The sequence below is a fragment of the Stappia sp. P2PMeth1 genome (assembly GCF_900185735.1).
GTDB lineage: Bacteria > Pseudomonadota > Alphaproteobacteria > Rhizobiales > Stappiaceae > Stappia.
Genome location: NZ_FYAW01000055.1, coordinates 1 through 761, shown reverse-complemented (window position 1 = coordinate 761; position 761 = coordinate 1). Strand labels below are relative to the sequence as shown.

The following is a 761-nucleotide window of genomic DNA, read 5'->3' as shown; positions in this document are numbered from 1 at the left end:
TGGACTTGCTTCGCAAAAGTGGAGAGGGTTTCCTGGCCTTGGAGGGCTTTTGATGAAGCAGCAACGATTTACGCAGGAGTTCCGGGACGAAGCGGTTCGGCTGGTTGTTTCGGTTGGTCGTCGCCAGGCGGAGGTTTCGCGGGAACTGGGGATAGGCTTGTCGACGCTGGAGCGGTGGGTTGCCTCGGCTCGCGCGCGCGCCGTTTCGGCGCCCGTCTCGGAGACGGCGGAAGACGAGGTGAAGCGGCTGCGGCGTGAGAATGCAATCCTGCGCGAGGAGCGCGAGATCCTAAAAAAAGCCACGGCTTTCTTTGCAAGCGAGGCAAGGCGATGAGCTACGCGTTCATCGATGCAAGGAAAGCGGAGCATCCGGTCTCGCGCATGTGCCGCGTCCTGTCGGTCAGCCAGAGCGGCTATTATGCCTGGAAGCGGCGCCCGCAGAGCCGGCGGCGGCGCGACGACAAGGTTCTGTCTGCCCGGATACGCATGGCGTTTCTCCTGTCGCACGCCACCTATGGCAGCCCGCGCATGGTGCATGAGTTGCGCGATCAGGGGTTCGCCGTCGGCCGGCGGCGGGTTGCGCGCTTGATGCGCGAGACCGGCCTGCGGGCGCGCCAGAAGCGCCGGCGCGGCCACCGGGATGCGGGAACCGGCGGCTTGGCCGTCGCCGGGAACCTGATCGCGCGGCAGTTCGCCACCGATGGCCCGAACCGCAAGTGGGCGGCAGACATCACCCATCTGTGGACCGGTCAGGGCTGGCT

At 66.1% G+C, this 761-nt stretch carries 2 protein-coding genes; both read left to right on the top strand.

Annotation, left to right across the window (positions count from 1 at the left end; translation table 11 throughout):
- On the top strand, window positions 1-334 hold a 334-nt coding region (locus tag P2PM1_RS23770; protein WP_208985406.1), incomplete at its 5' end, for a transposase.
- A partial coding sequence (locus P2PM1_RS23765) for an IS3 family transposase (RefSeq protein WP_186400799.1) occupies window positions 331-761 on the top strand: 431 nt, incomplete at its 3' end. The genes P2PM1_RS23770 and P2PM1_RS23765, both read left to right, overlap by 4 nt.